The sequence below is a fragment of the Acidiphilium sp. 34-64-41 genome, assembly GCF_002282635.1.
GTDB lineage: Bacteria > Pseudomonadota > Alphaproteobacteria > Acetobacterales > Acetobacteraceae > Acidiphilium > Acidiphilium rubrum.
Genome location: NZ_NCJX01000018.1, coordinates 22,441 through 48,707, shown reverse-complemented (window position 1 = coordinate 48,707; position 26,267 = coordinate 22,441). Strand labels below are relative to the sequence as shown.

Here is a 26,267-nt window from a genome sequence, read left to right as displayed (position 1 = left end):
GGGGGAAAGCCAGTTCGTCACGCTGGTGAATGTCAATGGCCGCCATGGCGGGGGCCACTAGCCCTAGTGGGTGTCTGAGTCAACCGGATAGGCACGCATGACTGTAAAGCGATCGATCCGGCGGTGATCCTGATGATCATTCGTGTGATGAAATCCGTTGTTACGCGGCTGCGCATGATTGTTATCGACGTGCCGGCCGTCGTCCATGGGGGCGTGTTGCCCGTGTTACCTACAACCTCGACCGAAGGAGCAGTCTCGTGACCACTGAAACCGAATACCGCGCACAGCCGATGGCGATGCGTGCCGCGACCAAGACCGCCAAACCAGCGACCAAGGCCGCGCCGGTGAAATCAACCGCCAAGGCAAAGACCAAGGTTGTCGCTGCCAAGATCGCGACGCCGAAAGCCGTTGCGAAAAAACCCGCCACCAAGGCACCGGCCAAGGCTGCGGCGAAGCCGGCCGCCAAGGCCGCAGCGAAACCCGCCGCGAAGACCACGACAGCGAAGGCCGCGGCCAAGCCGGCTGCGAAACCGGCTGCCAAGACCGCTGCCGCGAAACCGGCCGCGAAGGCGACCAAGGCACCCGCAGCGAAGGCCGCTTCACCCAAGGCGAAGCCAGCGGCCAAGGCGACCGCTGCGAAGCCTGCTGCCGCCAAGAAGACCGTTGCGAAGGCTGCCGCGAAACCGGCCGCGAAAACCGCCGCCGCAAAGCCTGCCGCCAAGCGGACCGCCGCGACGACGCGCAAGACCGTGAACGGCAAGGCGACCAGCACGGCGCGCAAGACCCCCACGCCGCGCGCCGCCGCACCGAAGCCGATGGCGGCGAAACCGGCTGCAACGAAAGCCGCGACACCGGCCAAAACGACCAAGCGAGCCGCGCGCAAGCCTGCGGAAACCACCACATCGCCGGAGAGTACGTCCGACACGTCGGACTGAGCGCACGGCCCACGGATCGGGCTCGGCAAGCGCCAAGGGCGATGATCGCATGATCATCGCCCTTTTTGCTGGAGTGAGCGCTGGGTTGGGGGCGTTGCCTACGGGTGGCGCGGCGTTGTTTTGCCGGGGCAGGCCTCGGGTGGCACGGTGAGTGAGGTCAGATCGCCGTGGAGCACGAAATTGCCGAAATCGAGCCTGACGTCACGCGACACGCCATTGGTGTAGTAGCGCATCTGGGTGCGGAAATCGGGTTCGGTGTCGTTATTGGTGCGGCGGAAAAATCCGATGTCGACCAGAGTTGACGGCAGGACCGCGAGGGAGGGGAATTTGCTGTGCGCGGGTTTGCGCTGGCCGAGGATGGCGACGAACGTATGTTCGGCACCGTGGGTCGAGGTACCGTCGAACAAAGGCGGGTCGATATAGGGTTTGCCGGCGGCGGCGGCGAGCAGGATCTGGCGTGTATGCGCCATCGGAAACAGGGTGCCGGGCGGCAATTTCACCACCTTGCCCTTGGGCACCAGATAATGCACTTCGCCGCCGGCGGGGCCGGTGGTGGCGCTGCCCTGATCCTCGACTTTGGTCTTGCCGCCTTCGGTCTGGCGCAGCACGAAGGTGAGCCGATGGCCGCCTTTGCTTTCCCAGGTATCGTAATTGCTGACCGTGCGGCTCAGACTGCCGTCCTGGTTGCGGATCAGCAGCGTCATGCGTTGGCTGACGGTGTAGGCGTTGCAGGTTTCGAGCACGTTGAACTGCAAACGACCGGTGGCACCGGTGACCGAGTGGCCACGGACTTTCGAGAGCGCGAGCGTATAGGTCGCGTTCTGGCCGGTGAGTTTGACCGGTGCGGCGGCGAGCGCGGCGGTGGCGATGCAACAGGCGCAGCCGGCCAGGAGGATGGTTTTCATCGGCCACGCCCCCGCTTGCCGCCACGCCGTTTATCCGGGTCGTAACCGCCGCCGCCGGGGCCGAGCGGTTCGGGTGTGCGGTCGCGCGGGCGGCGCGCGCTCGGCACCGGCGGTGGGGCGAGGCCGAGTTCGAGCGCCTCGATGCGCTTGATTTCGTCGCGCAGGCGGGCTGCCTCCTCGAATTCCAGATCGGCCGCTGCGTTGCGCATCCGTTTCTCCAGTTCAGCCATGGTCGATTTCAGATCCTTGCCGACGAACTCGGTGGTCAGACTGTCCTTGATCGGGGCAACGGTGACGTAATCCTGTTCATAGACCGAATGCAGGATTTCGCCGATGTGTTTTTTGACGCTCTGCGGCGTGATGCCATGTGCCTCGTTCCAGGCGGTTTGTTTGATGCGCCGGCGCTCGGTTTCGCCGATCGCGTAGGTGAGGCTGCGGGTCATGGTATCGGCGTAGAGAATAACGCGGCCATCGATATTGCGCGCGGCGCGGCCGATGGTCTGCACCAGGGATGTCGCGGAGCGCAGGAAGCCTTCCTTATCGGCATCGAGAATCGCGACTAACATGCATTCGGGAATATCGAGCCCTTCGCGCAGCAGGTTGATGCCGACCAGCACGTCGTACACACCAAGGCGAAGATCGCGGATGATCTCGATGCGTTCCAGCGTATCGATATCGGAATGGAGATAGCGGACCTTGACGCCCTGCTCGGTCAGATACTCGGTCAGGTCTTCGGACATGCGCTTGGTCAGTGTGGTGACCAGCACGCGGCCGCCGGCCTGAGCGGTCGCGCGGCATTCGGCCAGCAGATCATCGACCTGATGTTCGACCGGGCGCACCTCGACCATCGGGTCGACCAGACCGGTCGGGCGGATCACCTGTTCGGCGAACACGCCGCCGACACGCTCCATCTCCCACGGGCCGGGGGTTGCGGAGACGAAAGTGGTCTGCGGGCGGAAGCGTTCCCATTCCTCGAATTTCAGGGGGCGGTTATCGATGCAGGAGGGCAGGCGGAAGCCGAAATCCGACAGCACGGATTTGCGCGCGAAATCGCCTTTGTACATGCCGCCGATCTGCGGCACGGTGACGTGGCTTTCATCGACGATCAGCAAGGCGTTTTCCGGCAGGTATTCGAACAAGGTGGGCGGCGGATCGCCGGGTTCGCGGCCGGACAGGTAGCGGGAGTAATTCTCGATCCCCTTGCACGCACCGGTGGTTTCCATCATTTCGATGTCGAAAGTGGTGCGCTGCTGCAACCGCTCGACCTCGAGCAGCTTGCCCTGTTCGGACAATTCCGCGAGGCGGGTTTTCAGCTCGGCCTTGATCTTGCCGATCGCCTGGCCAAGCGTTGGGCGCGGCGTCACGTAATGGCTGTTGGCATAGACCGCGATCGAGGTGAGGTCGGCCATTCGCTCGCCGGTAAGCGGGTCGAATTCGGCGATGCTTTCAATCTCGTCGCCGAACAGGCTCACCCGCCAGGCGCGGTCTTCGTACTGGCTGGGAAAGATATCGACGGTTTCGCCGCGCAGGCGGAAGGTGCCGCGCTGAAAGGCGGCGTCGTTGCGGCGGTATTGCAGTTCGACCAGCGCCTTGGCCAGGCGATCGCGGTCGATCCGGCCGCCGACTTCGAGGCGCACGACCATCTGGCTGTAGGTTTCAACCGAGCCGATGCCGTAGATGCAGGAGACCGAGGCGACAATGATGACATCGCCGCGCTCGAGCAATGCCTGGGTGGCGGCGTGGCGCATCCGGTCGATCGCTTCGTTGATCTGCGCATCCTTCTCGATATAGGTGTCGGTGCGCGGCACATAGGCTTCGGGCTGGTAGTAATCGTAGTAGGATACGAAGTATTCGACCGCGTTATCCGGAAAGAACGACTTCATTTCGGCGTAGAGCTGGGCGGCCAGCGTCTTGTTCGGCGCGAGCACCAAAGCAGGGCGTTGCACCGCCTCGATCACCTTGGCCATGGTGAAGGTCTTGCCTGAGCCGGTGACGCCGAGCAGCACCTGATCGCGCTCGTGGGCTTCGATGCCGCGCACCAGCTCGGCGATGGCGGCGGGCTGATCGCCCGCCGGCTGGTAATCCGAGGCGATGCGCAGCGGCTTGTGCATCGGCCGGGCGCTCTGGCGGGCCGGGATGAATTGCAGGCGCGGCGGGGTGATGATCGCTTGCGACATCGGAATTATATCACCACGCCGCGCCGTTTCTGCAAGATCGGGCCAGGGTCAAGATTTTTTGTCGATCAGGGTTTTCATTTCATCCATTGCTTCGGAAAAGCGGCGATTGAGTTTTTCGACCGCATCGTGGTTCGATCGCTGGATCAGGTCGCCGAGGTCGCGCATGTTGGCGACGGCGGTTTCATAGGCGTGTTTGAGCAATTCCGCCTGTTTGGTGGCGCGCGCCTGCGGCGTGTCGTTCACGTTGACGCCGCGCATCTGCTCGGTGAGGTCGGTCATCGTGCGCTGCATGATTTCCATATGGCGCCGTGCCACCGCCTGCGCGCCTTCGAGGGCGACGCGATTGGCTTCCGACAGGGCTTCGAGATTGCGGCGATAGGCGCTCAGCACGACTTCCATGCCGGGCATGGCGGGTGATTTCATCGCGGCGAAGGCCTTGGTGAAATCGAAATCGGGCATGAACATCGTCATCGGGTTGGCCTCGGCACCGGCTGCCTTCGATTTGGATTTTGGTTGGTCGGCCATGGACGGTATCCTCTCGTTTGTTGCTTGGGTCGGGCCTGGATTTGGCACCTGGTGGATCAGATTAGACCTGCGCGTCGGAAAGCGCGAGGCCATTTCGAACGCCAGGAAAACGGCGACACGAAACCGCTTTCACGAGCGCATACCCAGCGAATAAAAGTTTTTTTGCTTCTTTTTTTTCAAAAAAAGAAGTCCTTCCCTTCCCTTACGACCAGCCCCGGCCTCAATCGGACCGAGCCGGATCATCGAGCGCAAACGGCGCATCCGGCTCCACCGTGGGGTCCGGCGCGCTGGCGGAGGCGGTCGAGAATTGGGTGGCGGCCTGGTCGGCGCGCATGAGCGCGACATCGAGTGCGGCCATCGTCGCGGACAGGTCTTCGCTGTCATCGCGCATCCAGGCGCGCAGGGCCCAGGCGGAGACGGCGAGCAGGCCGCGCTTGCGCAGGGCGCCGCGCAGGCCGCGCGATGAGACCCCTGCCCCTTCGAGAATCCAGCCCATCGAGGCGAGGTTGGTGCGTTGCAGCCAGAGAGCGAGCAACGGGTCGGTCGGCGCGAAGCGGATCAGCGCGATCACGCCCTCGCGATGCTGCTGCAGATAGTCGAACCTGCGCATGATGATGTCGAACAGGCGGTCGCGCACCAGGCCATCGGTCATCGCACCGTGCAGGGCGTGAACATCGGCCGCGCGGCCGAATTTCGCCAGGATCATGCCGGTGCAGGAAAAATGGCGGCGCGCCTTGGCGAGTTCGAGGCCGCCGTGCCTTGCCGCGGCGGCGACGGACACCCGGCGCCAGCCTTGCTGGGCCGCGAGATCAAAAGCGGCCTTGATGAGATCACGCTCGAAATTGTCTTTGCTCATGTCTCGATATGTAGGGTTAAAGCTTGGTTCTGCCAATCAAAACCGGTTGTGGGGTCGAAGGTGGACATCAGAAAGCAAGCGCTTCTTTTTTGGAAAACAGAAGCAAAAAACTTTCTGACGCTGGGGCACGGGCGTTTGAAACGGCACGGGCCCAGATTAACAAAGTTTTTTTTGCTTCTTTTTTGTTCACAAAAAAGAAGACTCTCCTGTCCTTCAAACCCGCTCACTCGCCGCAATCGCCACCTTGCACCCGGTCCGGATTACGGCAGACAACAACTTGTAGAACGGCGCCTGCTCCGCCTCGTTCGCGAGGCCGATGTCGCGGTGTTCGAGTTCTTCGGCGCGGAACTCCTCGATCAGGGCGCGCAGGACGCCTTCGTCCTCGCCGAGTTCGGCGGTCTGGGCGGCGTAATGCGCATCGATGGTCTCCTCGACCGCGACGGTGCAGGCCATTGCGGCGCGCGAACCCATTGCGGCGGTGACGGCGCCGAGCGCGAAGCCGGCGACGCGCCAGAACGGCAGCAGCGCGGTGGGGCGGACCCGGCGTTCGATGATCAGTCGCGAAAACGTGTCGAGATGATGCTGCTCCTGCTGCTGCATGTGGCGCAGCGTGTCGCCGTGGCGGGAGCGGCCGAGCACGGCGAGCTGGCCGGCGTAGATTTGTTTGGCGCCGTATTCACCGGCGTGATCGACGCGGATCATCCGTGCGAGCGCGGCGCGCTCGGTGGGGTCGCCCGGCAGGCGGGTGGTTTCGGCTTGTTCGTTCATCATGCTCTCCAACGACTTGCTCTCAAATAGGCAGCAATGGCCGCAGCAACAGCCAGGGCGTAGATCAAATCCATCGTGGCGAAGCTGATCGGCAGGCCTTGGATCAGATAGACCGGGTCATCGCACGAGGCCGATGGGCGCAGCGGCATGGCACCGAAGCCGGGCGGGGCGATGTTGCATTCCGGGAGCGGGCTTTTCCACCAATGCTGCTCGGCACCGACATGCACGAAGGCGATGGCGACATCGCCCAGCATGGTCAGGACCGCGAGGCCGAGCAGGATGCGGGCGAATTTCGGCGGCGCGAAGGCGGCGATCAGGCCGAGCCCGACGATGATCCGGTAGGGCCAGCGCTCGATGTAGCAGAGCGGACACGGGATCATGTGCAGGACGAATTCGGCGAAATAGGCCATGCCGAGCGCGAACAGCCCGGCGGCGGCCAGCGCGAGGCCGGCCTCGCGGGTGGTGGCCCGGGGCGCGCGGAGCAGGCTGGTCGCACTCATGCCAGTGCCGCGACCGCGTCCATCACGGCCTTGGCGTGGCCGGGCACTTTCACGCTGCGCCAGACCTGGGCGATGGTGCCGGTTTTGTCGATCAGGAAGGTCGAACGGTCGATGCCCATGTATTTCTTGCCGTACATCGATTTTTCGACCCAGGCGCCGAACGCCTCGACCACCGTGCCGGCTTCATCCGAGGCGAGCGGGAAGGTGAGGTTGTATTTGGCGGCGAATTTTTCGAGCGCGGGCATTTTATCCTTCGAGACGCCAACCACTTCGATGCCGATGTGGCCGAGTTGGGGCAAGGCCTCCTGAAAGGCGCAGGCTTCCTTGGTGCAGCCGGGCGTGTCGGCCTTGGGGTAGAAATAGAGCACGAAGGGCTTGCCCTTGAAGCCTTCGAGCGAGACGGTGCGGCCGGCGGTGGCCGGCATCGAGAACGCGGGGGAGTGGCTGCCTGCGGTCAGTTCCATCGGGTCGTATCTCCTGCGGGTTCGCTGCTGTCGATTGTGACGTGAGCGGGTGTGACGTGATCGGGTGTGACGTGATCGGGTGTAACGTGATCGGGGTCGCCGAGGTGGCGGATGAAGGCGCGCCGCACCACCGTGGCCTGTTCCTCCATCCTGGCGATCAGCGCGGTAAAATCAAGCGCACCGGCGGCGGCGAGGATGGGGGCCAGCGATGCCGGGGCGGCATCCTGCGTCGGCGCGGCCAGACCGGTGATGCGGCGCATGGCCTGCACGGCGCGGAACCAATGGTCGGCTTCGGTCAGGGCATCGGCCTCGGTCGCCGTCATGATGCCGGCTTCGGCGAGGGCGGCCAGCGCCGCGGCGGTGCCGGGCTGGAACAGCGCGGGGATGGTTCGGCCGTGGATGAGTTGGAGTGCCTCGACGATGAAGCCGAGTTCCATCATGCCGCCCGCCCGGTGTTTCAGGTCGAACGGGCCGGAGGGTGGCGCATCGGCCGCGAGGCGGGCGCGCATCGCGATGGTGTCGGCCCGGATGGTGGCGGGATCGACCGCGCGGCACAGCGATGTGCGGATCGCGGCTTCGACCACGGGTGCGAAGCCGCGGGTCGCGGCGATCACGCGGGCGCGCGTCAGGGCCAGGCGTTCCCAGGTCCACGCGGTCTCCGCGTGGTAGTGGCGGAAGGCGGCGAGCGAGACCGCGACCGGGCCTTTGTTGCCGGAGGGGCGCAGCCGCATGTCGACCGGGTAGATCGGCCCCTCCGCGCCGGGGGCGGTGATCGCGCCAACCAGCGCCTGGGCGAGGCGGCTGAAATACTGGCTGGCCGGCAGCCGGGTGGTCTGCGGCCCGGCGGGCGGATGATCGTAGATCAGCATCAGGTCGAGGTCCGAGCCCGGCTGCATCTCGCCGGCACCGGCGCGGCCGAGGGCGACGATGGCAAAGCGGCCGCCGCGCAGCGCGCCGTAGCGCCGGGCGAAATCGGCCATCACGCGGGGCAGCAGCGCGACCATGGCGGCGCGCGCCAGATCGGACCGCCAGGCACCGGCCTGATCGACATCGATCCGGCGTTCGAGGGTGGCGACCGCCAAATGAAACTCCTCGCGCCGGACGAAGCGGCGCAGCGCATTGACCGTGAGTTCGAGATCATCGGCCTCGCGCAGCAGGCGGCGCAGGACCGGGGCGGGTTTGGTGAAGCGGGCGACCGGGGCGAGCAGCGCATCGAGCGCGCCGGGATGGGCGGCGAGGTGATCGGCCAGCGGTGCGGGCGCGCTGGCGTTCCAGCATCTGATCGAACCGGCGGAACGCGAGATCGGGGTCGGGTTGGCGGGCCAGGGCGGCGAACAGCGCGGGCAGCAGCGCATCGAGCAGCGCGCGGGCGCGGGCGGCGCGCAGGGCGGGCAGCGTGCCGCTGCGCCAGGCGCGCAGGCGCTCGACCAGATGCGCCGTGTCCTTGAAGCCGAGCGTGGCGGCGTGATCGCGGAAAGCCATGGGTGCTGCACCGGTTTCGCCGGGGTCGAGCTCCACACCGGCACCGGCATCGGTATCGAAAAACGCGGCGAAATGGCCGTGGACCTGCTCGAACAGCGCATCGAGCCGGGCGGCGAAGCGGGCGGCGTCCGGCTCGCCCATGAAGATCGCGAAGGCCGCGAAGCCGGCATCGCTTTCGGGCAGGCGGTGGGTCTGGCGATCGTCGATCATCTGCAGGCGATGCTCGATGCTGCGCAGCCGCCGGTAGGCCGCGCTCAACTGGCGGACCACGGGGCGCGGCAGGTGTTGCGCGGCGGCGAGCGCGCGCAGGCCGGGCAGGGTTGCCGGGATGCGCAGGGCGGGTTCGTGGCCGCCCCAGACCAGTTCGAGCGTCTGGACGATGAATTCGATTTCACGAATGCCGCCGCGCCCGAGCTTCACGTCACGGCCGAGCAAATGGCCGGGCGTATCGCGATAGCGCCGGTCGATCCGGCGTTTCATGTCGTGGATTTCGCTGATCGCGGCAAAATCGAGATTGCGGCGCCAGATGAACGGGCGGATCTGTTCGAGAAAGGCCGCGCCGAAGCCGATGTCGCCGGCGACCGGGCGTGCCTTGGAAAAGGCGGCGCGTTCCCAGGTGCGGCCGTGGCTTTCGTAATAGGTGAGCGCGGCGGCGAGGCTGATGACCGGGGGCGTCGCGGCAGGATCCGGGCGCAGACGCAGATCGACCCGGAACACCATGCCATCGGCATCGCGCTCGGCGAGCAAAGGCACGAAATCGCGCGCGAGACGCGCCATGGCGGATTGCGCGTCATCCCGGTAAACCCGACATGACGGGTCGAACAGGAGCACGAGGTCGATATCGCTGGAATAATTCAACTCACGCGCGCCGAGCTTGCCCATGCCGAGGACGGCGAAGTGGCTGCCGGCCTCGGGCTGCGCCGGATCGGGCAGGATGATCGTGCCGCGCTCGTGCAGGCCGCGCAGCAGATGGCGCAGGGCGACGGCGATGCTCTGATCGGCCAGATCGGACAAGGCCAGGGTCACCGCCTCAACGCGCCATTGCCCGGCGAGATCGGCCAGGGCAATCGCGAGGGCGGCGCGGCGTTTCGCGGCGCGCAGGGCGCGCGCGATGTGCGGCCTCGGCGCGCCCGGCGCCGTGGCGCGCAGCGTGGCCATGACGGTTGTGAGCATCGCGGCGGCGGATTGTTGGGTCGTACCGATCAGAATATCCGGCTCGCGCAGGGCGAGACCGGCAAGATAGGGCGCGTTGCCGCCGAGCGCCTGCAAGGCCGCGAGCCCGGCGCGGGAGGCGGCGAATCGTGCCTCGGTGCGGCCGAGTGCGGTGAAATCCTCGATCAGCCGCGCCGCCGCGGCGGCATCGGCTGGCGGCGGCAGGCCGGTCAAGGAGGCGCGGGGTCGTTGCATGCCCGGTCCAGTGTTCGATGAGGCGGTGGTTTCGTCAAGGCGGCGCGGTCGCGGGGCAGGTCAGCCATCATGCGCTGCGGCTGATCGGCACGCTGGCGCTGGTAGTGATGCTGCTGATCGGTGCGGCGGCCTGGCGGCTGGCGCGCGGGCCGGTCGAACTGCCGGCGCTGGCAAGCCGGATTGCGGCGGCGGCGACGGCGGCGATGCCGGGCAGCATCGTCACGATCGGGCAGGCCGGGCTGGCGTGGGAGGGGTTCAACCGGGGCGGCGCGCCGATCGATCTGCGCCTGTCCGACATTGCGATTTTCGGGCGGCACGGCGCGATCGCGGCACGCCTGTCGCGGTTGCGGATCACGCTGTCGCCGATTTTGCTGCTGCGCGGGCGGATTGCGCCGATCGAGATCATCGCGCGCCGGACCGCGGTGGTGGTGCGGCCAAACAGCAGTCCGGGCAGCGCCGAGACGGCACAACCACCGCCATCGGGCCAGACCGGGTTCGCGGATGCGGCCGCTTGGCTGGGTCGGCTGCTCGGCAGCTTCGCGCAGATGCCGCGGGCCGGGGGGCTCGACCTCGCGGCGCTGCGGCGGATCAGCATCACGCATGCGCATGTTTCGCTCGATGACCCGGCGGACGGGCTGGTGCTCGCTGCGGACGACGCACGACTCGATTTGACGCACAGCGCCGCAGGTCGGCTTCACGGTGCTGCGCGGGCCGTATTGCGGCATGGCGCCAGCACGGCGCCGATCGTGATCGGCATTACCGGTGCGGCGGGGCTGGGCACGGTGCAGGCGGTGCTGGGTCCGGTCGATCCGGCGATGATCGCGCCGCAGCAGGCGGAATTGGCGCGGGCGGATCTGCCGGTCACGCTGACGGTGCGCTGGCCGATCGGCCCGCGCGCGCCGGCGCGACTCGGTGTGGCGCTGCAGGCAGGCCCCGGCCATGTGCGCGCGGGCGGCAGCGTGATCGCGGTATCCGCCATCACGGCGGCGCTCACCGCGACGCCGCAGACCGCGACGCTGGAACACGCGCGGCTCACGCTGGCCGGCATCGGTCGTGCGCCGGGGCCGACCGCGCGGCTGAGCGGCACGGTCGGGTTGACCGGCACGATGCCCGGCGAGATTAAAGCAAGGGTGGACCACGTGACGGCGGCCGAACTGCCGGGCGACTGGCCGTTGGCGCTGGCGCGCGGGCCGCGGAAATACGTGGTCAATCATGTCGTGGCCGGGACCGCGCGCGACGGCGTGTTCGATGCGCGGTTCACGCTCGCGCCGCCTGACCGGATCGTGCGGCTCGATCACTTAAGCGGCGGGTTTGCGGCGACCGGCGTCACGCTGAAATGGTTCAAGCACGCGGTGCCGATGACCGGACTCGCCGGCACGCTGCGGTTCATCGATCAGGATATCCTGATGATCCAGGCCACATCCGGGCGGCTGGGCGGGCTCGATCTGGTCGGCCGGATGATCATTTCGTTGCTGAGCCATCATGATCAGACGTCGCTGGTGCTGGCGCAACTGAGCGGCAATGCGGCCGCGGCGGTGCCGCTGCTCGATGCGCCGCCGCTGAAATTGGCGGCGCGCGGCATCGCCCTGGCGGGCGCCACCGGTACGCTGAACGCCGGGATCGACGCTGGGATCCGGCTGACCAAACACGTGACGCTGGCGGATGTGAAACTGGCCGCACGCGTCAAGCTTGGCCGGTTGCATCTGCCCTTGCCGGTGGCGGGGCTCGCCCTCGACCAGGGGCAGATGGTGCTGAACGCCGCGCTCGACCGATTCTCGATGCAGGGCGATGGGATGCTGGCCGGCGAGCGGGCGCGGTTTCATGCGGCGATGGCGCTGCCGAACGGCGATTTCACCCTGAAGGCCGATACCACCGTCGGGCGCCCCTTGCTCGCGAAACTGGGCGCTAGCACCGGGCTGTGGCAGGGCGGGGCGGCGCCGCTCGCGATCGCCTATCGCGCTGCGAAGGGGCGCGGCACGCTCGACCTCACCGCCGATCTCACGCCGGTTGCGCTGGCGCTGCCGGTGGCGGGTTGGCGCAAACCGGCCGGTGCCGCGGGGCACGCGATGCTGGGGCTGGTGCTGCGCAACGGCCGGCCGCGCGCCGTACAATCCGTGGATATCGGCGCGGCCGGGCTGGCGTTGCGCGGCGAAACCAGGGGCGGTGCCCTGGTGATCAGCGCGGCGCGGCTGGGCGGCACCAGTGCGACCGGCAAGCTGACCCCGCCCGACCGCGCGGGCGCGCCCTGGGTGCTGGCCCTGGCCGGGCCGACGCTCGATTTATCCGCCGCGCTGAACGCCGCGAATCCGTCGCATCCGGCCGCCGCCAGTGCGCCGGCATCGAATCCGCCCACGCCCCCTGCCCTGCCCTGGCGGTTGCGCGCCGCGTTCGACCGCATCCGCCTGCAGAAGGCCCCGGCCCCCGCGCTGGGCGGCGTGCATATCGACGCGACCGGCAACGCCGGCGCGCTGGCGACGATGAACGCCGTGGTGCGGACCGACCCCGATCACGACGCGCGGCTGCAATTCGGCCGGCACGCCGGCGCTGACACGGTGAGGCTCACAGCGGGTAACGCCGGGGCGCTGTTCGCGGCAATCGGCACCACCGGCGATATCGCTCAGGGCAAATTGGTGCTGAACGCCGTGACGCGCGGTGCCACGACCGCGGGCCAGGCGGTGATCACCGACTTCCGGCTGCGCCACGCACCGGTGATCGCGAAAGTGTTGCAGGGAATGTCGCTCTATGGCGTGCCGGCCGCAACCTCCGGCCCAGGGCTTGCGATCACGCGGTTGACCGCGCCGTTCAGCATCACCGGCCCGATCGTGCGGCTGGGCAGCGGGCGCGCCTATTCCGCCTCGCTCGGCTTTACCGCGACCGGCACCATCGATGTGCGGCAGAAACGCTATGATCTGTCCGGCACCATCGTGCCCGCCTATGCGCTGAACACGCTGCCGGGGCGGATTCCGCTGATCGGCAAATTGTTCAGCCCGGAAAAGGGCAGCGGGCTGTTCGCGGCGCGCTACAGCGTGGTCGGGCCGTTTGCCAACCCGAATATCGTGGTCAATCCGCTCGCGGCGCTCACACCGGGGTTTCTGCGCGAAATTTTCGGCGTGTTCAACGCGCCGGCGACCGCCAAGCCATAACGTATGCGGCAGGAAACATCCCTATACATTGACTTGCGGGGCGATCGTCAATAGATCATCCATCCCCCGTCGTTTCGTCAGTCCGCTCAACACTTCAATGCAACCGCTCCGAATGGTGAAACCATGAAGCTTCTTGTTCCGGTCAAGCGCGTCGTCGATTACAACGTCAAGGTCCGGGTCAAATCCGACCATTCCGGCGTCGAACTCGCCGGGGTCAAAATGTCGATGAACCCGTTCGATGAAATCGCGGTCGAGGAAGCGGTGCGGCTGCGCGAAAAAGGCATTGCCACCGAAATTATCGCAGTGTCGATGGGGGTTGCCGCCTGCCAGGAAACGCTGCGCACCGCCCTCGCCATGGGGGCCGATCGCGGCATTCTGGTCGAGACCGACGCCGAACTGCAACCGCTGGCGGTCGCCAAGCTGCTGAAAGCGTTGGTCGAGCGCGAACAGCCGCGCATGGTCATCATGGGCAAGCAGGCGATCGATGACGACATGAACGCCACCGGCCAGATGCTCGCCGCCCTGCTCGGCTGGCCACAGGGCACCTTCGCCAGCAAGCTCACCATCGAGGGCGACCACGCCACCGTGATCCGCGAGATCGACGGCGGGCTCGAGACGATTTCACTCACCCTGCCGGCCGTCGTCACCAGCGATCTGCGGCTCAACGAACCGCGCTATGCCTCGCTGCCCAATATCATGAAGGCGCGTAAAAAACCGATCGAGACGATCAAGCCGGCAGACCTCGGCGTCGATCCCGCGCCGCGCCTGACCACCGTGACGGTGATGGAACCGCCCAAGCGCCAGGCCGGCATCAAAGTGGGCTCGGTGCATGAACTCGTCGAAAAACTCCGCAACGAAGCGAAGGTGATCTGACCATGGCAAATGTTCTGGTTCTGCTCGATCATGACGAGCACGGCATCAAGCAGCCCGCGCGCAGTGCCGTGGCGGCGGCGCTGAAACTCGGCACCGTGCACGCATTGATCGCCGGTGAAGGCGTTGGCGAAGCGGCCAAGGCCGCCGCCGCGATCGCAGGGGTTGCGAAAGTGCTGGTCGCCGACGGGCCGGCCTATGCCCATGCGCTGGCCGAACCGCTGGCCGATCTGATCGTCAAACTCGCGGGCGATTACAGCCATATTCTCGCGGCCTCCACCGCGATCGGCAAGAACGTGATGCCGCGCGCGGCCGCCCTGCTCGATGTGCAGCCGATCAGCGACATCGCCGAAGTGATCGATGCCGACACCTTCGTCCGCCCGATCTATGCCGGCAATGCGCTGGCGACGGTGAAATCATCGGATGCGAAAAAACTGATCACCGTGCGCGCCGCGAGCTTCGATCCGGCGGCGGCAACCGGCGGCACCGGCGCGATCGAGACGATCGACGCGGGCATGGCCAACACCACATCGAAATTCATCAGCGCCGAGTTGTCGAAAAGCGAACGCCCCGAACTGACGGCGGCGAAAATCGTGATCTCGGGCGGTCGCGGCATGCAGAACGGCGATAATTTCACCAAGCTGCTCGACCCGGTGGCCGACAGGCTGCACGCCGCCGTCGGCGCATCGCGCGCGGCGGTCGATGCCGGGTTCGTGCCGAACGATTACCAGGTCGGCCAGACCGGCAAGATCGTCGCACCGGATCTCTATATGGCGGTCGGTATTTCGGGCGCCATCCAGCATCTGGCCGGCATGAAGGATTCCAAAGTGATCGTCGCGATCAACAAGGATGAGGACGCGCCGATTTTCCAGGTGGCCGATTACGGGCTGGTGGGCGATCTGTTCACCATATTGCCCGAGCTTGAAAAGGAACTCGGCTGACATGACCACGCCCGGCGCGATACAGCGGGTCGGCGTGCTCGGCGCCGGGGCCATGGGCAACGGCATCGCGCATGTCGCCGCCCTGTCTGGTTTTGAGATCGTGTTAGTCGATACCGCCCAGGGCGTGCTCGACAAAAGCCTCGCCACCATGGAGAAAAACATGGCACGGCAGGTCGAAAAAAACACGATCGATGCCGCCGCGCGCGATGCCGCGTTAGCGCGCGTCGCCCGCTCGACCACGCATGATGCCTTCGCCACCTGCGACATCGTGATCGAGGCGGTGCCGGAACGCGAGGATATCAAGCGCGCGGTCTACGCGCAGATCATCCCGCATCTGGCACCCCACGCCATTCTGGCGTCCAACACCTCGTCGATCTCGATCACCCGGTTGGGCACGGCGAGCGGCATCGCCGAGCGGTTCGTCGGGATGCATTTCTTCAACCCGGTGCCGATGATGAAACTCGTCGAGATCATCAGCGGTATCGCGACCGCGCCCGCAACCCTCGCCGCCGTCGAAGACCTGGCGAAACGGATGGGCAAGACCACCATCGTCGCCGCCGATTTCTCCGGCTTCATCGTCAACCGCATCCTGGTGCCGATGATCAACGAAGCGATCTTCGCGCTGCACGAAGGCATCGGCACGATCACCTCGATCGACAACGGCATGAAACTCGGCGCCTCCCACCCGATGGGCCCGCTCACCCTGGCCGATTTCGTCGGGCTCGACATCGTGCTCGACGTGATGCGCGTGCTGCACGAAGGCCTGGGCGAAGACAAATACCGCCCCTGCCCGCTGCTGGTAAACTACGTCGCCGCCGGCTGGCTGGGCCGGAAAACCGGGCGCGGATTTTACGATTACGCGAGCAATCCGCCAGTGCCGACGCGGTAAAGGACCCCTTCCAATCATCAGCGTCGCTTCCCGCTACCGCCGCCCTTCCGCGCAGTTTCAGGCCTATACCGAACGCCCCGATCCGCTCGTCGAGGTCAACAACTGGGTCGCCATGATTGTCGGTACCCACTTGCCCTTCTGGCCACTCTATATTCTGTGGTGCGCGGGATTGCAGAGCCTGCCGACCAGCCTGCTGACAATGACCTTCACGCCATTGTTCCTGCTCATCCCTGCGTTGTCGCGCCGCAATGCGCGTGCCTCACGCATCGCAATGCCGCTGTTCGGCATCGCCAATGCGATCTTCACCACCTGGATTCTTGGCGTCGCATCTGGTTCGGAGCTGTTCCTGGTTCCCTGCGCGGCGCTGTCATCCATGACGTTTCGCCACACCGAACGCTGGCTGATGACCGGGCTGACCGCCCTGCCCCTGGTCGTATGGTATATCATGCTCGGCCACGCGCCGACCCCGCTCCACCGCTACGGTCCGGCCGCGCTGCACCAATTGTTCATTCTCAACACGGTCAGCGCAGGAATCCTGTTGATCATATTCGGCTGGTTTCGTCTTGCCATCTATCGGCGGATGGAAGCGCGATAGGCCGACACCACATCATATTACTAGGAGCGCCACTGGCTCAACACCACGCTGCCGATGATCATCGCACCGCCAACCACCTGCCCAACACCGAAAATCTCGCCGAACGCCGCCCCGATCAACCCGGCCCACACCGGCTCCAGCGCGTAGATCAACGTCGCCCGATTCGCCGGCACGCTGCGCTGCGCCCAGTTCTGCGCCACCATGATGAACGCGGTGATCAACCCCATCCCCAGCACCGCCAGCACCGGAAACCACGCCAGGCTGATCATCGGTCCGCCACGCACCCACTCCGTCCCCAGCGCGAGCACACTCACCGTCACCAACTGCACCAGCGCCAGGCGCCGCGGATCGGTTCGCTTCGAACTGCGGCTGATCAGCACGATCTCGAGCGCCGCCGATAACGCCGCAATCACCGTCAGCCACTGGCCCGTACCCAGATCAAGCCGGCCCGGCGTAATGCCCGAGACCAGCACCAGCCCGGCAAACGCCATGATCACACCAACCAGCGCCACCCCCGACGGCCGGCGGCGGAACAACATAAACTCGAGCACCGGCACCATCGGCACATACAGCGCGGTCAGAAACGCCGACTCGCCGCTCGCCACCGTCTTCAGCCCGGCAGCCTGCAACCCATAGCCAAAATACAGCACAACCCCGACCGCAATGCCGCCCACCAGCTCACGCCGCTGGAAACTGGCCGGATGCGGCCGAACCACCAACGCAACCACCACCGCCGCCATACCAAACCGCCAGCCGACAAACGCAAACGGACCAATGAAATGCAGCGACGTGCGCGTGACCAGAAACGTGCCACCCCACAACACCGTCATGAACACCAGCACCAGAACCGGCGACGGTAAACGCACTGGCTTCACCCCGATCTCACTGACCTCGCCCATGACACCCCATCAACGCGACCCCCGCAAACAGAGCAAGCCCAACCGAACGCAACCCTGATCACGTCTGGCGCTGGGGTGCGTGCCTGGAGGAAGTAAGGCCAGGGGCTCTGCCCCTGGACCCCGTTAAAGGCGGAGCCTTTAAAATCCATTGACGGAACCACCGAGGCAGCGCCCTCCCCTTGCCTAAAACTAGCGGGTTCTAAGGGCTAAGCCCTTAGTGGGGGTCGAGGGGGCAAAGCCCCCCGCCTTGCTTCCTCCACTCACCTACCCCAGCTTCAGCCGTGCTTCGACGACGTCGTCTTCGCCTTGGGTGTGGTGCAGGGTGAAGCCGAGGTGGCGGATGAAGCCGAGCATCGGGTGATTATCGGCGAGGATTTGGCCGACGATATCTTGCACGCCTTCGGTGCGGGCCCAGGCGATGAGGTGGCGCATCAGGGCCGAGCCGAGGCCGAGGCCTTTGGCTGCGGTTTCGACCAGCACGGCGAATTCGCCTTCGTTGCCATCGGTATCCGAGCGCACCAGGCGGGCGACGCCTCGGGTTTCGCCGCTCGCCTGATCGACCGCGATGAGCGCCATTTCGCGCCCGTAGTCGACTTCGGTCATCCGCACGATCTGTTCGGCGGTCAGGGCGCGGACCGCGGAGAAGAAGCGGAAGCGGACATCTTCCGGGTTCAGGCGGCTGAACAGGCGCTGGTGGGCGGCGGCGTCTTCCGGGCGGATCGGGCGGATGGTGAAGTGCTGGCCGCGGACCTCGATCGCTTGCGCGAGTTCGGCGGGATAGGGGGCAATGGCGAGGTGCGGGCGGCGTTCGCCCGGCGCGCGGAGGGTCAGGCGCGCGTTGGCCGCCGCGATACCGTGCTCGCTCGCGAACAGCGGATCGATCTCGATGGCGCTGAACTCCGGCCAATCGATGATCAACTGGCTGATCCGCACCAGCGTGCCGGCGACGGCGGCGCGATCGGCTTCATCGAGCCCGCGCGCGAGGCGGAGCAGATCGGTCCCGCCGGCGCGCTCGATCAACGCCTGTGCCAGCGCGAGGTTGAGCGGCGGCAGATCGACCGCGGGCGATGCCGTGCCTTCGCCACCGCCGACACCCAAGCCGATGGTCGGGCCGACGAACAGATGTTCCCCGACCGTGATGCGCAGGGGGCGGGCGCGGTCGATCTGGTGTTGCACCATGAAGCGGGCATCGGGCGGCAATTCGCCGCGCTGGTGCAGGCGCGCGGCGATCACCTGGGCGGCAGCGGCGGCGGATGGCGCGTCCGGCAGGTCGAGCGCTACGCTGCCGAGCGGGCGTTGCCGGGCGAGATCGGGGTGGGAGAGTTTGACGACGACCGGAAAGCCGATTTCGGTGGCGGCCTGGGCGACATCGTCCGGTGTATCGGCGAGGCGCCAGGCCACGATATCGATGCCGTAGGCGCGCAGCACCCCGAAGGCGTCCTCCTGGGTCAGCATCGCGCGGCCTTCGGCGCGGGCCTGGGCGATGGCGGCTTGAACGGTCGCGCGATCCGGCGCGACATCGAGCACGGCGGAGGGCGGCAATTCGCGGGCGGCGGCGCGGATGTCGCGGTGGCGCAGCAGATCGCGGAAGCCGCCGACCGCTTCTTCGGGGGTCGCGAATACCGCAACGCCGTGGCCCGCGAGGCGGCGGCGGCGCGCGCCACCGGTGGTCTGGCCGAGCACGGTGACGAGCAGCGGCGCCTTGATGCTGGCGGCGCAGGCGATCAGCCCGGCGATGGCGGCATCGTCGTCGGGTCCGGCCGGCGCGTGGATGACCAGGACGCCGCCGACTTCCGGTGCGGCGGCGAGCATGGCGGCGAGATCGGCCAGCCTGGTCCCCGGCGCGTCGGGCAGCGCGATCGGCGCATCGGCCGGGGGTTCGGCGCCGAGCATCAAGCCGAGCACGCGGCGGGTTTCCAGCGATAGCTGGGCGAGCCCGATGCCGGAGGCCAGCGCGGCATCGGCGGCGAGGCGGCAGGCACCGCGGCTGTTGCCGAGGATCGCGAGCCGGTCGTTGCGGGCGGGCCGGGCACGCGTGAGGGTTTCGGCGGCGGCCAGGAAGGCGCCGAGCGTGGTGGTCAGCAGCACGCCGGCGCGCGCCAGCGCGGCCTCGAACCCGGCGAAGGCGGTGAAGCTCGGGTCCGCGAGGCGCGCACCCGGCGCGAGGGCGACGATCGGGCGCAGGCGCGATGCGGCGCGGGCGGCCGACAGAAACAGCCGTGGATCGCGCAGGCCGGCGATTTCCAGCAGGATCGGGCCGGTACCGGGGTCGCGGGCCAGATGATCGAGCACGCGGCCGAAGCCGATATCGGCGTTGCCGCCAATGCCCACGATATGCGAGAAGCCGATGCCGTTGGGTTCCGCCCAGTCGATCACGGCGCGCGCCAGAGCCGGCGATTGACCGAGCAGGGCGACGCGGCCGGGCGGCACCGGCAAATGCGTCAGCAGCGCGTTCAACCCGGCGCCGGGAACCGCAAGGCCGAACGAGCGCGGCCCGATCACCCGGATTTTGGCGGCGAGCGCCATGGCGCGCAGCCCCTCGACCTCGGCGTACACGATGGCGGCACCGGCGAGGCGGCCGGACAGGCTGGCGATGACCGCGGGCACTTCATCGGCCGGGTCAGCGATCAGCGCGAGGTCGATCAACGCTGCATCGTCGAGCCGGGTAACGATGCGGCCGCTATAGTCCGGCGTCAGCTCGGCCAGCAGCCGCGCCCCCAGCGGATGTGCGGCGCCGGAGACCAGAATGGTCGCGGGGTGGAACAGAACGTCGGGGTTGAATTTATTGACGCGCTTATAGCCGACGAGGCTCATCGCCCGCGGCCCTGCGCCCTATTGCGCGGGCCCGACGATGACCGGCGCCGGCAATTTGCCGCCGGTGCCGGCGTAGGCCTGGTTGGCATTGCTGACACAGTTGTTGATCCGGTCGATCTGATCGTGTTTTTCGGCGAGCTTGTCGCTGAGATAGGCGGGGTTGGGCGCGCCGATGAAGGGTGTGGCAAACTGGTCGGTGCGCGAGAGATAGGCATAGTGCCGCGCGGTATCGATCTGCTTTGCCTGTTGCGTGCAGGCCGCGAGGTCCGCCTTGTCGGCGGCGGATTGCGGCGGCGGCGCGCCAAAGCTGCAGGACGCGAGCGGCAGCGCGATTGCCGAGAGCATCAGGGTCAGGCGGAGCATGGGGCATTGTCCTCGGCAGGGCGCGTGATCAGCATGGCGCGGAGTTCGTTTTCATCGAGACCGCCGGTATCGGTCAAGCGGGTCAGCGCGGCGGCCTGGAGAAGCGCGCCGTCGATTGCGGCACCGCCGCGCCTGATCTGGATGAACGGGGCGAGCCAGGCGGCATCGCCGATCAGCGCGACCAGACCGAGCAGGCGCAGGCAGACCGAAACACCGTGCGGCGTGGACAGATCGGCGATGCGATCGACCGATGACGCCCAGGCCCGGGCATCGCGGTCGCGCAGCACCACATCCGGGCCACCGGCGAAGCGAAAGCCGCGCGTCGGGCCATCGTAGCCTTCGCGCGCTGCATCATGCGCGGCATCCCACGCCTGTTCGAGGTCGCGTTTGGCGACTCGCGGCAGGCGCGCGGGCGCAATCGGCACCAGGTGCAGTTCGGTGCCGTCGGCGGCGATTTCACGCTGGATCGAACCTGACATGATTATTAAATGGCGACGCGCACGCCGAGTTCCACGACCCGGTCGGACGGGATCTGGAAAAATTCGGTGGCCGAGATCGCATTGCGCAGCATGAACAGGAATATGGCGCGGCGCGCGAAGCCGAGTTTCGGCACGGTTGCCGGCACCACGGTTTCACGGCCGAGGAAATAGCTGGTCTGCATCGGGTTGAACGGCAGGCCCTGCTCGCGCAGCATATCGAGCGAGCGTGGCAGGTTCGGCACATCCATGAAGCCGTAGCCGATGCCGACGCGATAGATGCCGGGCGCCAGCTCCTCGCAATGCACCCGGTCCGCACCGCTCGCGGCCGGAACATCGAGGTTGCGGACGGTGACGAAAAACACCGTCTCGTGCAGCACCTTGTTGTGCTTGAGGTTATGCAGCAGCGAGGCCGGCGTGTATTCCGGATTGCCGGTCAGGAACACCGCAATGCCCGGCACGCGGACGATGCGCGATTGCGGCAGCCGCCCCAGGAACGAGGCGAGCGGCAGGCTGTCCTGCTGCCAGCGAGCGAACAACAGGCTGCGGCCGCGCCGCCAGGTGGTCATCAATGTGACGATGCTCAGCCCGATCACCAGCGGCACCCAGCCACCCTCGAAAATCTTGAGGATATTCGCGCCGAAAAACGCGGCATCAACCGCAAAAAACGACCCCCAGACCAGCCCGGTCTTCCACAGCGGCCAGTTGAAATGCCGGTGGAACACCAAGGCGGAGAGAATATTGGTGCACAGGAACGTGCCCGTCACCGCGATACCATAGGCCGAGGCGAGCGCGTTGGAGGAACGAAAACCGAGCACCAGGATCAGCACGCCCACCATAAGCGCCGCGTTCATCTGCGGCACATAGACCTGGCCTTCGGTGGTGACCGAGGTGTGACGGATTTCCATGCGCGGCAGCAGGCCGAGCTGCACGCACTGGCTGCCCAGGGTGAACGCGCCGGAAATCACCGCCTGACTCGCAATGATCGTCGCGATGGTGGCGAGCACGACCATCGGGATCAGGGCGGCATGCGGCACGAGCAGATAGAACGGGTTGTCGGCAGCCTGCGGGTTCGCGATCACCAGGGCGCCCTGACCGAAGTAATTCAGAACCAGCGCCGGCAGCACGAAGAAACGCCAGGTGGTGCGGATCGGCCGGCGGCCGAAATGGCTCATGTCCGCATACAGCGCCTCGGCGCCGGTCACGGCCAGAACGACGGCGCCCAATGCCACGAAGGCCAGAACATCATGGCGGACAATGAACCGTATGCCCTGGACCGGGATCAGCGCGACCAGCACATGCGGGTTGATGATGATGCGATACAGGCCGCATCCCGCGATCGTGACGAACCAGACCACCATGATCGGCCCGAACAGCTTACCGACCGCGCCGGTGCCCCGGCGCTGCACTAGGAACAGGCCGATGATGATGGCGACCGAAATCGGCAGCACGAAGCGGCTGAAATCGGGCGAGGCGACGCTCAGCCCCTCGACCGCCGACAGCACCGAAATCGCCGGCGTGATCACACCATCGCCCAGAAACAGCCCGGCCCCGACGATCCCGACCACCATCAGCCCGTAGCGCACCCGATCGGTCCGGGCGACGCGCTGGGCCAGCGCCATCAGCGCAAGAATGCCGCCTTCGCCGTTGTTGTCGGCGCGCATCACGAAGGTGACGTATTTGAGCGTGACGGTGATGATCAGCGCCCAGAAGATCAGGCTGAGCAGCCCCAGCACGTCATCGGGTTTCAGGCCGCCCTTGCTGACGTAGCCCAAGCACGCCTGCAGCGCATACAGCGGCGAGGTGCCGATATCGCCATACACGATACCCAGCGCACCGATCACCGCTGCGAATTTGAGCTTTTCGGCCGGGGTGGACGGTTCGATCGCGACGTCGCTCAACCGCGCCCCCCGCCGGGTGCCGCGGCGCCGATCGGTGCCACGTCACCGGTCATGCCGGCCAGCACCTCGGCGACATGGCGCACCGCGATCGGCTTGCCCTCGCGCGAGAGCTTGCCGGCCATGTTGAGCAGGCAGCCGAGATCGCCCGCGAGCACCAGATCCGCCCCGGTTGCGGCAATGTCGGTCGTCTTGTCGCCGGTCATGCGCGCCGAAATGTCGGGGTATTTGACGCAGAACGTGCCGCCGAACCCGCAGCAGATTTCGGGCTCGCTCATCTCGACCAGTTCGAGCCCGGCCACCTTGCCGAGCAGGGCGCGCGGCTGGGTCTTGACGCCGAGTTCCCGCAGCCCGGCGCAGCTGTCGTGATAGGTGGCGCGCACATTCAGGTGGGACTCGATCCCGGCGAACCCCATGACATCGACCAGAAACCCGGTCAGCTCCCAGGTCTTCGCGGCCAGCGCCTCGGCGCGGCTGCGCAGGTCGGGGTCCTGATCGAACAATTCGGGCATGTGCTTGCGCAGCATGCCGGCGCATGAGCCCGAGGGGGCGACGATATAATCATATCCCGCGAAGGCGGTGAGCAGCCCTTCCGCCAGTGCCCGCGCGGTCGCACGATCGCCGGAATTATAGGCGGGCTGGCCGCAGCAGGTCTGGGCGCGCGGCACTTCCACCGTGCAGCCGGCGGCTTCGAGCAGCTTGATCGCGGCAAACCCGACGCTGGGACGATACATATCCGCGAGGCAGGTCACGAACAGCGCCACGCGCGGGCGGGCCGAAGAGGGTTGGGTCACGAGGTCGCTCCTGTCGCGGGGGCGGTGGTTGGACTGGATTGCTGAATCGGGCGCGGCAGCAGCACGAACAGGCTGCCCGCCTCATCCGTGCTGCCGGCCATTTGTGCAGCGTTGCGGCCGATGCCGAAAAATATCTGGGCGGCGGCGGCACCCTTGGCACCGACATCGATATCCTGCGCCGTGGTCAGCCGGTCGAGCGTCTTGGTGGCGACGAATACCGGCGCGCCAAGCGGAATCGCCTTCTGATCGACCGCGATCGAGCCTTCCGGCGTCAGCGGCACGCCGAGCGCGCCGGGCGCACCCAGGCCGTCCGGCACATCATCGAGGCGCTTGAAAAATACGTAGTTGCGGTTCGCGTTCATCACGCCCTGCGCCTCAGCCGGATGGGCGCGCAGCCACGCGCTGATCGACTGGATCGACACATCATTCGCCGCGAGATCACCCTGTTTGACCATCAGTTTGCCGATCGGTGTGTAGTCGCGCCCGTTGGTGCCGTCGAATCCCAGATCGATCAGCGTGCCATCCGGCAAGCGCAGCCGTGCCGCCCCCTGCACCTCGGCCATGTAGGCATCCACCGGGTCGCGCAGCCAGGCCACGACATGCGCCTGATGGCTGATCGCACCCGTCTCGATCCGTGCCCGGCTGTAATAGGGCACCAGCTTGCCGTAGCGCAGCCGGCCGACGATGCGCTGCTTGCCGGTGCTGTCGTGAAACCCGGCGAGGTTGGCGGCGACCAGATCGCGCGGCTTGGCATAGAGCGGCACATCGTAGCCCGGCAGCTTCACCTCCGACCCGGCATAGACCGGCTCGTAATAGCCGCTGATCCGCGCGCTGCCGCCCGCCTGATACGGCACGAAATAGGTCTGGAAAAATTTCTGCGCCGCCCCGGCATCGTCGGGCGGCACGGCGCGCGCGGCGGCGCACACGCCGCGCCACAGCCCGGCCTTGCCGCCGAGCGATCCGGCCACGCCGTCGCCGCCCAGGCTCTGGTCTTCCGGCATCACCGCGATGGCGCGGCACGACCGGACAAAACCGGGCAGACCGGCCGCCGCCGTGGCAGGCCCCCAACCCGGCAACGCCGTGAAAGCCACCGGCGTGAGCGATGCGCTACCCGGCCCGGCCGCAGTGGTGGCGGGCTTGATGGCACAGCCCGCGAGGCCGAACAGCATGAGCGCGGGCACGATGAAGAAGCGGGCGGTCAAGTCCAAAACTGGTCTCGGCATGGTTCAGCCGCTGCGCGCCGCGGCCAGCCGCCAGATCGGGTCGGAGCCGTTCACGCTCCGCTCGAAACTCCACAGATCGACGATCTCGGTCACCGCCTCGGTCCCGGCGATCACCTGACCGGCGCGGTCGCGGGTGAAGTTTTCCTGATCGGAGACGAACCGCACCACGATGACGGCATGATCACCGAGCATTTCGGCCTCGTCGATGCTCGCCTCGACGATCTGCTTGATTTCGGTCTGCTGGGTTTCCCCCGCCTCGGCGCGCTGCGTGATGGCGTGTTCGAACGTGGCATATACCGTCGGCGTCAGCAGGCTGCGCAGCGTGGTCAGATCGCCGGCAGCGAACGCGGTGACGATGCGGCGGAACGAGGCTTCGGCCGAATCGACGAATTTGACCGGATCGAACCCGCGATCCGATTGCGCGATGCGCCCGAGCACTTGGCCGACATTGGTGTGCGGCGAGGGGATCGGCCGGCCCGGCTTGGCGCGCGCGGCCTCGGCAAACCCATCGATCACCGGTGCCGCCGGTCCGCGCAGGCCGACGGCCTGCTGGTCGGGCAGCGGCGGGCGTTCATAGCCGGTCCGTTTGCCCAGCACGCTGCGCAGGCGCAGCACCAGGAAGCCCGCCACCAGGGCGAGCAGAACGAGGTCGATCGGAAATCCGTCATACATGGCTGATAAGCACCTTATTCGGGACGCAACCCGGTTGGTGGTGATAGGCCGTGCGGCGCGATGCCGCAACCGTCACGCCGTTTGCCGCGGCACGCGCGGCCATGTATCGATCGTGCATGATCCTGCTCCGCCATGGCCAAAGCGAATTCAACCTGCATTTCAGCGCAACCCGGCGCGATCCGGGAATCGAGGATCCGCAGCTGACCCCGGCCGGCCAAGCCCAGGCAGAAGCCGCCGCCGCGGCGCTCGCCGAGACAACACTGACCCGCATGATCGTCTCGCCCTACACCCGCACGCTGCAAACCGCCGCACCGATCATCGCGAGCCGCCCCCTGACGATCGAGATCGATCCGCTGATTCGCGAGCGCTACGCCTTCAGCTGCGACATCGGCACCAGCCCGGATGCGCTCGGCGCGCGGTTTCCCGATCACGATTTCGCGCATCTGCCCGACCCCTGGTGGCCCGGCGGGTTCGAGCCGGAGGCCTCGGTGATCGAACGCGCGGCGCAATTCCGGGCGCAGATGGCCGCCCGACCCGACTGGCGTGAGACCATCGTGGTCAGCCATTGGGCGTTCATTCTGGCCCTGACCGGACGCTCGCTGATGAACGGCACCTGGATAATCTACGACCCTAACAGCCCGGCCCCAGCCGAGCTGGTATGGCATCCGTGA

Annotated in this window: 25 protein-coding genes; 8 read left to right on the top strand and 17 right to left on the bottom strand. The window is 66.8% G+C overall.

The features are described 5' to 3' along the window. Positions 1-123: 123 nt before the first annotated feature. A complete protein-coding gene (locus B7X49_RS05760) occupies positions 124-261 on the top strand; it encodes a hypothetical protein (RefSeq protein WP_286703883.1) in 138 nt (45 codons plus the stop codon). Beyond that, positions 258-935 (top strand): hypothetical protein, encoded by a 678-nt coding sequence (locus B7X49_RS05755; protein ID WP_286703882.1) that lies wholly within the window; start codon positions 258-260, stop codon positions 933-935. The genes B7X49_RS05760 and B7X49_RS05755 overlap by 4 nt, the downstream gene beginning before the upstream one ends. Before the next feature lie 98 nt (positions 936-1,033). On the opposite strand, the gene B7X49_RS05750 is transcribed toward B7X49_RS05755, so the two are convergent. From B7X49_RS05750 to B7X49_RS05710, 9 genes are all read right to left on the bottom strand, one after another. After that, complete coding sequence (locus tag B7X49_RS05750; RefSeq protein WP_286703881.1) at positions 1,034-1,840, bottom strand: EipB family protein; 807 nt, start codon at positions 1,838-1,840, stop codon at positions 1,034-1,036. Then, positions 1,837-4,017 (bottom strand): excinuclease ABC subunit UvrB, encoded by a 2,181-nt coding sequence (gene uvrB / locus B7X49_RS05745; protein ID WP_286703880.1) that lies wholly within the window; start codon positions 4,015-4,017, stop codon positions 1,837-1,839. The genes B7X49_RS05750 and uvrB overlap by 4 nt, the downstream gene beginning before the upstream one ends. 48 nt (positions 4,018-4,065) lie before the next feature. After that, on the bottom strand, positions 4,066-4,542 hold the full coding sequence (locus tag B7X49_RS05740; RefSeq protein WP_029311164.1) for a phasin family protein: 477 nt from the start codon (positions 4,540-4,542) through the stop codon (positions 4,066-4,068). Between the two features lie 220 nt (positions 4,543-4,762). Continuing rightward, positions 4,763-5,398 (bottom strand): TetR family transcriptional regulator, encoded by a 636-nt coding sequence (locus B7X49_RS05735; RefSeq protein ID WP_286703879.1) that lies wholly within the window; start codon positions 5,396-5,398, stop codon positions 4,763-4,765. A gap of 213 nt (positions 5,399-5,611) precedes the next feature. Next, complete coding sequence (locus B7X49_RS05730; RefSeq protein ID WP_286838572.1) at positions 5,612-6,169, bottom strand: demethoxyubiquinone hydroxylase family protein; 558 nt, start codon at positions 6,167-6,169, stop codon at positions 5,612-5,614. Further along, on the bottom strand, positions 6,166-6,666 hold the full coding sequence (locus B7X49_RS05725) for a disulfide bond formation protein B (protein WP_286703877.1): 501 nt from the start codon (positions 6,664-6,666) through the stop codon (positions 6,166-6,168). Before B7X49_RS05725 ends, B7X49_RS05730 begins: the two co-directional genes overlap by 4 nt. Next, on the bottom strand, positions 6,663-7,130 hold the full coding sequence (gene bcp / locus B7X49_RS05720; RefSeq protein WP_286703876.1) for a thioredoxin-dependent thiol peroxidase: 468 nt from the start codon (positions 7,128-7,130) through the stop codon (positions 6,663-6,665). Before bcp ends, B7X49_RS05725 begins: the two co-directional genes overlap by 4 nt. Then, on the bottom strand, positions 7,121-8,338 hold the full coding sequence (locus B7X49_RS05715; protein ID WP_286838577.1) for a hypothetical protein: 1,218 nt from the start codon (positions 8,336-8,338) through the stop codon (positions 7,121-7,123). Before B7X49_RS05715 ends, bcp begins: the two co-directional genes overlap by 10 nt. Further along, a complete protein-coding gene (locus B7X49_RS05710) occupies positions 8,268-10,019 on the bottom strand; it encodes a hypothetical protein (protein ID WP_286838568.1) in 1,752 nt (583 codons plus the stop codon). The genes B7X49_RS05715 and B7X49_RS05710 overlap by 71 nt, the downstream gene beginning before the upstream one ends. 17 nt (positions 10,020-10,036) lie before the next feature. Here B7X49_RS05710 and B7X49_RS05705 point away from each other — a divergent pair, with 17 nt between their 5' ends. The 5 genes from B7X49_RS05705 (at position 10,037) to B7X49_RS05685 (ending at position 16,457) form a co-directional block, all read left to right on the top strand. After that, positions 10,037-13,162, top strand: a complete 3,126-nt coding sequence (locus B7X49_RS05705) for an AsmA-like C-terminal region-containing protein (RefSeq protein ID WP_286703873.1) — start codon at positions 10,037-10,039, stop codon at positions 13,160-13,162. Between the two features lie 123 nt (positions 13,163-13,285). Continuing rightward, positions 13,286-14,035: an electron transfer flavoprotein subunit beta/FixA family protein gene (locus B7X49_RS05700; RefSeq protein ID WP_286703872.1), complete on the top strand. Its 750-nt coding sequence runs from the start codon at positions 13,286-13,288 to the stop codon at positions 14,033-14,035. A 2-nt stretch (positions 14,036-14,037) separates the two neighbouring features. Next, on the top strand, positions 14,038-14,973 hold the full coding sequence (locus tag B7X49_RS05695; protein ID WP_286703871.1) for an FAD-binding protein: 936 nt from the start codon (positions 14,038-14,040) through the stop codon (positions 14,971-14,973). Between the two features lies 1 nt (position 14,974). Continuing rightward, a complete protein-coding gene (locus B7X49_RS05690; RefSeq protein WP_286703870.1) occupies positions 14,975-15,862 on the top strand; it encodes a 3-hydroxybutyryl-CoA dehydrogenase in 888 nt (295 codons plus the stop codon). A 112-nt stretch (positions 15,863-15,974) separates the two neighbouring features. Next, the gene (locus tag B7X49_RS05685) at positions 15,975-16,457 is read left to right on the top strand and encodes a hypothetical protein (protein ID WP_286703869.1); all 483 of its coding nucleotides are present in this window, start codon (positions 15,975-15,977) and stop codon (positions 16,455-16,457) included. Positions 16,458-16,477: 20 nt separating this feature from the next. Here the strand turns inward: B7X49_RS05685 and B7X49_RS05680 are convergent, their stop codons facing one another. The 8 genes from B7X49_RS05680 to B7X49_RS05645 all read right to left on the bottom strand — a co-directional run bounded on the left by B7X49_RS05680 (position 16,478) and on the right by B7X49_RS05645 (position 25,596). Further along, positions 16,478-17,356: a DMT family transporter gene (locus B7X49_RS05680; RefSeq protein WP_286703868.1), complete on the bottom strand. Its 879-nt coding sequence runs from the start codon at positions 17,354-17,356 to the stop codon at positions 16,478-16,480. A 264-nt stretch (positions 17,357-17,620) separates the two neighbouring features. Then, positions 17,621-20,170 carry a bifunctional acetate--CoA ligase family protein/GNAT family N-acetyltransferase gene (locus B7X49_RS05675; RefSeq protein ID WP_286703867.1) on the bottom strand — a complete coding sequence of 850 codons (2,550 nt, stop codon included), beginning with the start codon at positions 20,168-20,170 and terminating at the stop codon, positions 17,621-17,623. 18 nt (positions 20,171-20,188) lie between these two features. Then, complete coding sequence (locus B7X49_RS05670; RefSeq protein WP_286703866.1) at positions 20,189-20,533, bottom strand: hypothetical protein; 345 nt, start codon at positions 20,531-20,533, stop codon at positions 20,189-20,191. Then, a complete protein-coding gene (locus B7X49_RS05665) occupies positions 20,521-21,012 on the bottom strand; it encodes a hypothetical protein (RefSeq protein WP_029311151.1) in 492 nt (163 codons plus the stop codon). The genes B7X49_RS05670 and B7X49_RS05665 overlap by 13 nt, the downstream gene beginning before the upstream one ends. Before the next feature lie 5 nt (positions 21,013-21,017). Next, positions 21,018-22,910, bottom strand: a complete 1,893-nt coding sequence (locus B7X49_RS05660) for a potassium transporter Kup (protein ID WP_286703865.1) — start codon at positions 22,908-22,910, stop codon at positions 21,018-21,020. Next, positions 22,907-23,701, bottom strand: coding sequence for a (Fe-S)-binding protein (locus B7X49_RS05655; protein ID WP_286703864.1), 795 nt, complete (start codon positions 23,699-23,701; stop codon positions 22,907-22,909). Before B7X49_RS05655 ends, B7X49_RS05660 begins: the two co-directional genes overlap by 4 nt. Further along, positions 23,698-24,903, bottom strand: coding sequence for a murein transglycosylase A (locus tag B7X49_RS05650; protein WP_286703863.1), 1,206 nt, complete (start codon positions 24,901-24,903; stop codon positions 23,698-23,700). The genes B7X49_RS05655 and B7X49_RS05650 overlap by 4 nt, the downstream gene beginning before the upstream one ends. Before the next feature lie 24 nt (positions 24,904-24,927). Further along, the gene (locus tag B7X49_RS05645) at positions 24,928-25,596 is read right to left on the bottom strand and encodes a Tim44/TimA family putative adaptor protein (protein ID WP_286703862.1); all 669 of its coding nucleotides are present in this window, start codon (positions 25,594-25,596) and stop codon (positions 24,928-24,930) included. Positions 25,597-25,712: 116 nt separating this feature from the next. On the opposite strand from B7X49_RS05645, the gene B7X49_RS05640 reads away from it, so the two are divergent. Further along, entirely contained in the window at positions 25,713-26,267 is a 555-nt protein-coding gene (locus B7X49_RS05640; RefSeq protein ID WP_286703886.1) for a histidine phosphatase family protein, read from the top strand.